This window comes from Paenibacillus sp. YIM B09110 (assembly GCF_037167145.1).
Classification (GTDB): Bacteria; Bacillota; Bacilli; order Paenibacillales; family Paenibacillaceae; genus Pristimantibacillus.
Map to the genome: position 1 here is coordinate 344,991 of NZ_JBANSP010000006.1, position 9,416 is coordinate 354,406.

General features: G+C 59.1%; 5 protein-coding genes and 1 pseudogene. 2 read left to right on the top strand and 4 right to left on the bottom strand.

Annotation, left to right across the window (positions count from 1 at the left end; genetic code table 11):
* Positions 1-9 precede the first annotated feature (9 nt).
* From V8F51_RS12315 to V8F51_RS12330, 4 genes are all read right to left on the bottom strand, one after another.
* Positions 10-1,812: an acyl-CoA dehydrogenase family protein gene (locus V8F51_RS12315; protein WP_337100528.1), complete on the bottom strand. Its 1,803-nt coding sequence runs from the start codon at positions 1,810-1,812 to the stop codon at positions 10-12.
* Positions 1,813-1,843: 31 nt separating this feature from the next.
* Complete coding sequence (locus tag V8F51_RS12320; protein WP_337100529.1) at positions 1,844-3,067, bottom strand: acetyl-CoA C-acyltransferase; 1,224 nt, start codon at positions 3,065-3,067, stop codon at positions 1,844-1,846.
* Positions 3,068-3,100: 33 nt separating this feature from the next.
* A complete protein-coding gene (locus V8F51_RS12325; RefSeq protein ID WP_337100530.1) occupies positions 3,101-5,530 on the bottom strand; it encodes a 3-hydroxyacyl-CoA dehydrogenase/enoyl-CoA hydratase family protein in 2,430 nt (809 codons plus the stop codon).
* Positions 5,531-5,654: 124 nt separating this feature from the next.
* Positions 5,655-7,907, bottom strand: a complete 2,253-nt coding sequence (locus V8F51_RS12330) for a (Fe-S)-binding protein (RefSeq protein ID WP_337100531.1) — start codon at positions 7,905-7,907, stop codon at positions 5,655-5,657.
* A gap of 303 nt (positions 7,908-8,210) precedes the next feature.
* Here V8F51_RS12330 and V8F51_RS12335 point away from each other — a divergent pair, with 303 nt between their 5' ends.
* Complete coding sequence (locus tag V8F51_RS12335) at positions 8,211-9,032, top strand: electron transfer flavoprotein subunit beta/FixA family protein (RefSeq protein ID WP_337100532.1); 822 nt, start codon at positions 8,211-8,213, stop codon at positions 9,030-9,032.
* Between the two features lie 27 nt (positions 9,033-9,059).
* A pseudogene (locus tag V8F51_RS12340) lies at positions 9,060-9,416 on the top strand (electron transfer flavoprotein subunit alpha/FixB family protein); the annotation flags it as partial.

Genomic DNA, 9,416 nt, shown 5'->3' on the forward strand with positions numbered 1-9,416 from the left:
TCTCCCCCTTTATACGACATAGTGCTCACTTCGGATGACGCGTCTGGCTATCCCCCGCTTCAGCGCGATCGTATCGGCAAGCGGCGCACGCATCAGTTTTTTCAAGACCGATAGTTGCATCTGCAGACCGTCTCCCTGCTCCATTGCTGCAAGGGCAAGCTTCGCAATCGACTCGAGCCTCTCCATTGATTCCTGCACGAACACTTCCGTCATTGCCGCTGCATGCTCGAATTTGTCCGATACGCCAGCGCCTCCCGCCGTGTTCAATTTCTTCGTCCTAAGCAGCGCACTCTCCATCGCGAACAGCTCGATCATCATATCGGCCAGCGAGCACAGGATCTCCTGCTCCTCCTCAAGCCGAATGCCAAGCTTCTGTAAAGCCAGCACTCCAACGGCGAGAAAAGCTTTTTTACCTTGAGCGATGCGGTACGTTTCCTTGCTGAGCGGCTCGTCGAACGTCGGCAGCGGCATTGGCTGTGTCAGCTCGGCTTGCAAGGCGCGCGCTTTGCGCAGAAGCGGAAGCTCGCCTTTGAGCGCTTTTTTCATCAGGGTGCTTGGTATGAGCATGCGGTTAATTTCATTTGTCCCTTCGAAAATACGATTAATCCGCGAGTCGCGGTAGATCCGCTCGACCTTGTACTCCTTGATGTAGCCGTAGCCGCCATGAATTTGGACGCCCTCATCCGCCACGAAGTCCAGCGCTTCCGACGCGAACACCTTCACGATCGAGCATTCCAGCGCATATTCGCTGATTGCCGCCGCAATCCGGCTGCCCGCTTCCGCAGCGCCTTCTCCAGCAACTTCCTCGGCCGACGCCCCGCTTAGCATACCGTCAATCCAACCCGCCGTCCGGTACACTATGCTCTCCAGCACGTACGTCCGAATGTTCATGTCCGCCAGTTTCGCGCCAATAAGCGGATACGAGGAGATTGGCTTGCCGAACTGTTTGCGCTCGTTCGCGTATTTGGACGCCAGCTCAATCGTTTCTTTCGAAGCGCCTAGACAGCCCGCGCCAAGCTTGAAGCGGCCGATGTTCAGAATATTGAACGCGATGCGGTGGCCCTTGCCGATCTCGCCTAGCACGTTTTCAACCGGCACTGGCACATCCTCGAAAAACAGCGGGCAAGTGGACGAGCCTTTGATGCCCATCTTATGCTCCTCCGGTCCGACGCTGAAGCCCTTCATCCCACGCTCGACGATAAATGCCGTAAAATATTCACCATCTACCTTCGCATAGACGATGAACAAATCGGCAAAGCCGGCATTCGTAATGTAGAGCTTCGAGCCATTCAGGATGAAATGCTTGCCGTCCGGCGACAAGCGGGCCGTCGTCCTAGCGCTGAGCGCGTCAGAGCCGGAAGACGGCTCGGTCAGACAATAAGCCGCGATCCGCTCGCCCGTAGCGAGACTCGGCAAGTACTTCTGCTTTTGCGCCTCCGTGCCGAAAAACACAATCGGCAACGTGCCGATGCCCGTATGCGCGCCGACCGACAAAGCGAAGGACGATGCGCGGGACAAAGTCTCGGCGAGCAGCGTCGTGCTTACTTTGTCGAGGCCGAGGCCGCCATACGCTTCCGGTATGTCCGCGCCGAGCAAGCCAAGCTCGCCCGCTTTCCGCATGAGCTCTACCGTCAGTTCGTAGTTCAGCGCCTCGATATCCGCATCGCGCGGCAACAGCTCAGCCTCCATGAACTGCCGGGCAGCGTCTCCCATCATGACCTGTTCTTCATTAAAATCCTCGGGCGTCACGACCGATTCCGGCTTGCTGTCTTCGACGACGAATCTGCCGCCGAAACGTATCGTTTCCGTCATGCCGATGGCCTCCCCTCAATCGTTTTCTTCCTTATTCCGCTTCGCCATACACTTCAATCACGCCAGCGGCACCCATGCCGCCGCCGACGCACATCGTTACGACGCCGATTCCTCCGCCGCGCCTTCGCAGCTCATGAATAAGCGAGACGGTCAGCTTCGTTCCCGTGCAGCCGAGCGGATGGCCGAGCGCGATCGCGCCGCCGTTGACGTTGACCCGTTCCGGGTCGATGCCGAGCTGTTCGATGATCGGCACGCATTGCGCGGCGAAAGCCTCGTTCAGCTCGAACAGATCGACTTGTTCGAGCGTGATGCCCGCTTTCACAAGCGCCTTCGGCACGGCTTCGATTGGGCCGATGCCCATGACCTCCGGCGCGACGCCGGCAACGCTGTAGCCGCGGAAAGCAGCTAATGGCGTAAGGCCAAGCTCGGCCGCACGCGCCCGGCTCATGACGATGACGGCAGCAGCGCCGTCGCTCATCTGCGACGAATTGCCCGCGGTCACCGTTCCTTCGCGGGCAAAGGACGGCTTGAGCGGGGCGAGCGTCCAGGCCGTCGTCTCGGCTCTGACGCCTTCGTCCGTGTCGAAGGTGAAGCTCTTCTCCCACGGCCGACCCGCGTCATTGACGCCCGATCTCGTCGCGAAGATCGGGACGATCTCGTCCTTGAACTTGCCGGCCGCGATTGCTGCCGCGGCCTTCGCATGGCTGCTCGCGGCGAAAGCGTCCTGCGCCTCGCGCGTCACGCCATAGCGGCGGGCCACCTCCTCGGCGGTGTGGCCCATGCCCATGTATACCTCGGGCATCGAATCCACGATGCCCGGATGCGGCGAGAGCTTGAAGCCGGTCATCGGCACATGGCTCATGGTCTCGACGCCGCCGGCGACAATAGCATCCGCCTCGCCGAGCCGAATGCGCTCGGCCGCGTAGGCGATAGCCTGCAAGCCGGACGCGCAGAACCGGTTCACGGTGACAGCAGGCGTCGTCACCGGCAGCCCCGCATACAGCGATAGAACGCGGGCAATGTTAAGTCCCTGCTCTCCTTCCGGCATTGCGCAGCCAATAATGACGTCCTCGATCTGCTCCGGCGTTACGCCGGGCGCACGGGCCAGCGCCGCTTGCAGCACCGCGCGGCCCATATCCTCGGCCCGCGTCTCGGCAAGGCTGCCTTTCTTCGCCTTGCCGACCGCCGTGCGCACAGCGGACACAATGACCGCATCGCGGTCATAATCAACAAATAACGGTGAATCAGCCGACATCGTTCCCCTCCCCTTTCACTTCGTAAAAATCCTTTAATTGCGAAGCGGCTTGCCTGTTCGCAGCATATGGCTCATCCGCTCCTGCGTCTTCCTCTCGCCGCACAGGCTGAGGAAGGCCTCGCATTCCAAATCGAGCAAATATTGCTCGCTCACAGCAGCGTCTGCCCGAACGTCTCCCCCGGCCAGCACATGACCAAGCTTGCTCGCAATCAGTTCGTCGTGTTCACTAATATGGCCGCTAAGCCTCATTGCCTGCACGCCTACCTTGAGCACCGCTTTTCCTTCCCGCCCGGCAACCCGTATGCTCTGCTCGGCTGGCGCGACGTACCCGGCGCGGTCAAGCTCCAGCACCGCCCGCTTCGCCTCGGCGATGCGCGCATCCTGCCGCATAATAACCGTATCCTGCGGCCGCATGAAGCCGAGCTTGCTGACCTCGAAGCCGCTCGATGAAGCTTTGGCCAGCGCAACCGTCTCGAACAGCGCGTTCAATTGCGGTTGCAAATCTGCTCCGGTTGCCGTTCGCGAAGCTGCAAGCGCCGCCGCTTCCTTGCTGCCGCCGCCAGCGGGAATAAGGCCGACGCCCGTTTCGACCAGTCCGAAATACGTCTCCGGCGAATAGATGATCCGGTCGGCAGGCAAGCACGCCTCCACGCCGCCGCCTAGTGTCATCCGATGCGGAGCTGCGACGACAGGACGATCAAGCCGCTTAAGCTGCAGCATGCTGCTTTGGAAATAGCGGATGATATCCTCCACCTCATCCCACTCCCCGTTCTGCGCCTCCATCAGCAGCAGCATGAGGTTGGCGCCGACACAGAAGTTGCGGCCTTCATTGGCAATGACCAGGCCGCGCCAATTGCTGCCGACCTCCGCCGCGCTCAGGCGGATCGCCGACAAAATATCGCCTCCGATCGCATTGTTCGGCGAATGGAACTCCAGACACGCGACATCGTCGCCAAGGTCGATCAAGCTCGCGCCGGACGTAGCGAGAATCGTTCGGCCGGACGCTTTTAACGCGGTTAAGGAAATCGAATCCGATTCCCGTTCTTCCAGTTTATAGGATGTACCCGCTGCGTATGACCGAATATTGTCCTCTTCCTTATAGAAGCTCTCATGTCCGGCCTCCAGCAGCTCCGTCACCCAAGCAGGAACGTCATCCCCCTCCGACTTCATGCGTGCTACCGATTCGCGCAGTCCGATCGCATCCCATAGCTCGAACGGTCCGAGCTCCCAGTTGAAGCCCCAGCGCATCGCGCGATCCACGTCTGCAATGGAGTCGGCGATCGAGTGAAGCTGCGCCGCCGAGTATAGCAACGTCCGCTTAACCGTTGACCACGCGAACTTCGCATAACGGTCAGAAGGATTGGTACGCAGCAGCGCACGTACCTTCGCAGCAGCTCCCTTTGCAGACTTCGACGCGTCAATGATCGGCGAGCTGACCGTCCGCTGTGCTCCATACTCCATCGTGCTAAGATTCAGCGATTCAATTACGCTGCCTCCCGCCCCCTTCACTTTGCGGTAGAAGCCCGCTCCCGACTTCTCGCCAAGCCGACCTGCGGCAACCAGTTTCTCCAACAACGGCGGCCGTGCGAAAACCGCCTGCTCCGCCGCATCCCCGCTCCGCTCCTTCACATTGTCGACGACATGGAGGAGCGTATCGAGACCAACGAGATCAAGCATGCGAAACGTTGCCGTCTTCGGCCTTCCCATAGCCGGTCCGGTGAGTGCATCAGCTTCCTCCACCGTCAGCTCAAAGGCGAGCGTATCCTCAAGCGTGACGAGCATGCCATAGGAGCCGATCCGATTGGCAATAAAATTAGGCGTATCCTTCGCAATGACGACGCCTTTGCCCAGCCGTTTCTCGCATATGTCCTTAAGCAGCGCTACAACGCCGGCATCCGTGCTTGCCGTTGGCACAATTTCAACGAGCTTCATATACCGCGGCGGGTTGAAGAAGTGCGTCGCCGCGAAGTGACGGCGAAACTCCTCGCTAAGTCCCGCGACCATCGCCCCCGCCGACAAACCGGACGTATTCGTGCTCACCAGCGTGCCTGGCCTCCGTACCGAAGCAATGGCTGCAAGCACTTCACGCTTCACATCAAGCCGTTCGACAACAGCCTCGATGATCCAATCCGCATTTCCGAGCGCCGCCAGATCATCCTCCAGATTTCCCGGCTTGATCCGTGTCACCCAAGCAGCATCGTAGAGTTGTGCTGGCTGTGCCTTCGCCATGCGGGCAACGGCAGCCCCTGCCAATCGGCTGCGCACCTTAGCATCTGCTAGCGTAAGGCCCTGCCGCTCCTCCTCGGCCGTAAGCTGCCGCGGTACGACATCAAGCAGCAGGACGCGCATGCCCGCATTCGCCAGATGGGCAGCAATACCTGCTCCCATCACCCCTGAGCCGATGACGGCTGCGGAACGGATGGATGCGGCGGTTTTTGGCAGCCCTTGCCCTTTTGTAGACATAGCCATAATCCTCCCCCTCATGCTTCAGAAAGTTGTAACTAGCAGCAGATCACATTCGCTCCGTGCTCCGTTGCAGATTATGCAACAGAACAGCTTACCATCGCCTCCAGTGAACAAATTCCCTTTATTCGCCGAACACACTTTCCGCAAGCAGCTCAGCCACGTCCCTTGCGCGCACAATTCCACCGTCATCGTCGTCCGTCAGCGACTTGAGCCCATCCTCCATCATCGTCAGACAATACGGGCATGCCGAGCTGATGACGGTAGGCTTCACCGCCAGCGCCTGCGCAGTGCGGGCATAGTTGACGCGAGTGCCTGAGCGTTCCTCCATCCACATCATCCCGCCGCCGGCGCCGCAGCACATTCCGTTCGCGCGCGAACGCTCCATTTCCTTTAACGCTACGCCCGGTATGGCTCGCAGCACAGTTCTCGGCGCTTCATACGTATTGTTATAGCGTCCGAGATAGCAGGAGTCATGATACGTAATCGTTTCATCAAGCTCGTATACGGGCTTGATCATTCCCTCCTCCACTAGCTGCGCCAGCAGTTCCGTATGATGCTCGACCTTCACATTTGGACTTAAGCCAAAGTCCGGATATTCGTTTTTGAACGTGTTATACGTATGCGGGCACGCCGTTACGATTCGATTAATGCCGTATTTGGCCAGCGTTTCAATATTGCCCTGACACAGCTCTTGGAACAGGAGTTCATTGCCAATCCTTCTTGGCGTATCGCCCGAATTTCGTTCCTCCGCGCCAAGCGTCGCGAAATCTACTTTTGCAGCGTGCAGCAGCTTTACGAGATCGAACAGCACGCGCCTGCTGCGAGAATCATATGCCCCCATCGAGCCCGCCCATAAAAGCATTTCCGGCATATGCCCTTGCCGCTTCAGCTCCTGCATCGTCGGCACGCGAATGCCGGTTTTTCGCTCGCATTCGTCGATCCAGGCAGCGCGCTCGGCGCGAGGCAGCCCCCACGGATTGCTCTGCCGCTCAATATTTTGCAGCGCTCGCTGACCGCCTTGCGGCAAGCTTCCTTCCATTAATACAAGATAGCGGCGCATATCGATAATTTTGTCGACATGCTCGTTACCAACCGGGCATTGCTCCTCGCAATTGCGGCAGGTCGTACAAGCCCACAACTCCTCCTCGGTCATTACATCCCCGATCAAAGCAACGTCCTCCGGCTTCACTCCATCGCGCTTCACCCATGCCTGCTCCTGTGCCGCCATCGTCGGCTCAATCGTCGTCGCGCCAGCCGACAGAGCAGCATCGTCCCACGAAGGGAGAACTGCACCCATCGTATGAGCCGCAGCGGCCGTTTCCCTAGACTGCCACAGCCCAGCAGGCATCCAAGGCGATTTGGACGTAATGGCCGCTCCCTTCTCGGTCATATGATCTCTTAGCTTTACGATCAAATGCATCGGCGACAGCAGCTTGCCGGTGCTGGCAGCGGGGCATACGTTCGTACATCTTCCGCATTCGACGCAGGCATACAGATCGAGCAGCTGCTTTTGCGTAAAATGTTCAATTTTGCCCGATCCGAACGATTCCGCCTCCTCGTCCTCCAGATTGAGCGGTGTCAGCCGTCCATGCGATTCTCCTCTCCGATAAAGCAAATTAACAGGAGCCGTCAACAGGTGAAAATGCTTCGACTGCGGCACATAAACAAGGAAGCCCAGCAAAACTAGAAGATGCGTCCACCAAAACAGCTCAAACCCCGCATGCGCCATCGCGCTGTGCGGCTGAACCCCCATCCATTGCAACGCAATGGATAACGGCTCACTTACAGGCGCATAGACATCGAACACGACGCGTCCCTCACTTGCCAGTCTCTCGAACGATAAGGAGAGCAGGATTGACAGCATAAGCGACCCGATGAACCACATGACCAGCGACGGCTTCCAGCCCCGTTTCAACCGCGAAAGCTTCTCCCCATACCGTCTGAACGCTCCGTACAAAACAGCGAGCAGAACGAGCGACACCGTCAGCTCCTGCATCCATGAGAATGGACCGTACACCTGTCTTGGGATCGGCAGCGGTTCGCCGCCTCTCAGCCCTTTGGCGATGAGGTCGACAGCTCCGAATTGGAGCAAGATGAAGCCGTAAAAATAAACAAGATGCATCAAGCCGCTCCGCAAGTCTCCCAGCAGCCTGCGATGTCCAAATACGTGAGCAAAGAAGCTCTGCTCGCTGCCGTTGCTGCGTCTCGGACGATAACGAATGAATGGGTACGGGACGCCCAGCCTCATATAACCTATGCGCCTTAAGACGACGACAGCGAACATCGCTACCGCCAATACGACAAACGCTGCAAAAAAAATCCATCTCGAGGCGGTTGCAATCTGCTCCCAGCTCCAAGCGCCGTTTAGCGTCATAAGTCGCCCCCTTTCTGTTCCGATACAGCTCAGCGCAATGAAATGGGACAAGTAATAAAGCGCTTACATAAATAGCCGCGGTGCTCCATGTATATGAGCCTCACAGCGCGAACATGCAGGGGAAACGTCAATTGCCTGCGGTCTATTCGTCTTCGCGGGTACATATGGTAGCAATGATGGGACAATGCCGAGAGCCGATATGGGATAAGCAATGTTCGGCTTTGCCGCTTGCATATGAACGGCTGCTGCCGTCCTATTGCGGCAGCGGCGTGTCTAATACAGGAATAAGCGAGGGGAGCTTCAATGTTAAAGATCGTGGTGCTGCTCAAGCAAACATTCGATACCGAGGAAAAAATCATCGTAACAGCCGGAGGCATCGATGACAGCGCGGCCAAGTACATTATTAATCCTTACGACGAGTATGCGCTCGAAGAGGCCATTCGGCTGCGGGATCAACATGGAGGACAGGTCATCGCCGTCACCTGCGGACCAGAACGGACGCAGGATGCGCTGCGTACGGCGCTTGCCGTTGGTGCGGACGAAGCAATTCGCCTAAGCGATGACGGCAGCTTCGGCGATGACGGTTATGCGGCCGCCTCCGCTCTGGCTGCGCTGGTACAGCCGCTTGAGCCCGATCTCGTTCTAGCGGGCTTGTTCGCGGTTGACAGCGGCGCCGGAAGTGTAGCGCTGCAAGTTGCAGAGCGTCTTGGCCTGCCGCATGCTTCCGCGGCGGTCAAGGTAAGCATTATCGCCGCTGCGGAGCATGCGGGCTTACGCGCTGCGCTCAATGAAGTTGACTGCGAAGCCGAGCGCTACGCGTTAGTCGAGCGTGACGTCGAGGGCGACACCGAGACGATAACGATCCCTCTGCCGGCGCTTATTACAGCCCAGCAAGGACTGAACGAGCCGCGCTATCCGTCATTGCCGGGCATTATGAAGGCGAAGCGCAAGCCGCTCCGATCGGTGACTCTGTCCGAGCTTGCTATAAGTATTGAGGCAAGGACGGTACGGTACGGGCTATCCGCCCCTCCTCCCCGTGCAACGGGCAAGACGCTCGCAGGCACTCCTGCCGAGCAAGCCGCCGCGTTGACCGAGCTGCTGCGCACAGAGGCTAAGCTGCTTTAAATTATCGTGCAAAGGAGTTGCCTACCTATGTCTAGAACGATACTCGTTTTTGCCGAGAGCCGCAGCGGCAGCCTGCGCCGCGTCGCGCTTGAGGCGCTCGGCGCCGCAAGGCGGCTGGCAGGCATGGACGGCGAGGTCCACGCCGTTCTCGCCTGCTTCGGCGGCGCGGCGGAAGAAGCCGCCGCGCTCGCGGCGCGGGGGGCTGACGTCGTGCACATTGCCGACGATCCTTCCCTCCGCGCATATGCGCCCGAGGCGTACATCGCCGCCATCGGCGCCGCCATTGCCAAGGTAGCGCCGGACGCGGTGCTGCTCGGCCATACCGCCATGGGGCGCGAGCTCGCGCCCCGCGTGGCCGCGGCCCTTGGCGCCGGCCACATCGCC

Coding starts and splice junctions, on each gene's coding strand:
- V8F51_RS12315 (WP_337100528.1), bottom strand. CDS start 1,812: ATGACGGAAACGATACGTTTCGGCGGCAGATTCGTCGTCGAAGACAGC.
- V8F51_RS12330 (WP_337100531.1), bottom strand. CDS start 7,907: ATGACGCTAAACGGCGCTTGGAGCTGGGAGCAGATTGCAACCGCCTCG.
- V8F51_RS12335 (WP_337100532.1), top strand. CDS start 8,211: ATGTTAAAGATCGTGGTGCTGCTCAAGCAAACATTCGATACCGAGGAA.
- V8F51_RS12325 (WP_337100530.1), bottom strand. CDS start 5,530: ATGTCTACAAAAGGGCAAGGGCTGCCAAAAACCGCCGCATCCATCCGT.
- V8F51_RS12320 (WP_337100529.1), bottom strand. CDS start 3,067: ATGTCGGCTGATTCACCGTTATTTGTTGATTATGACCGCGATGCGGTC.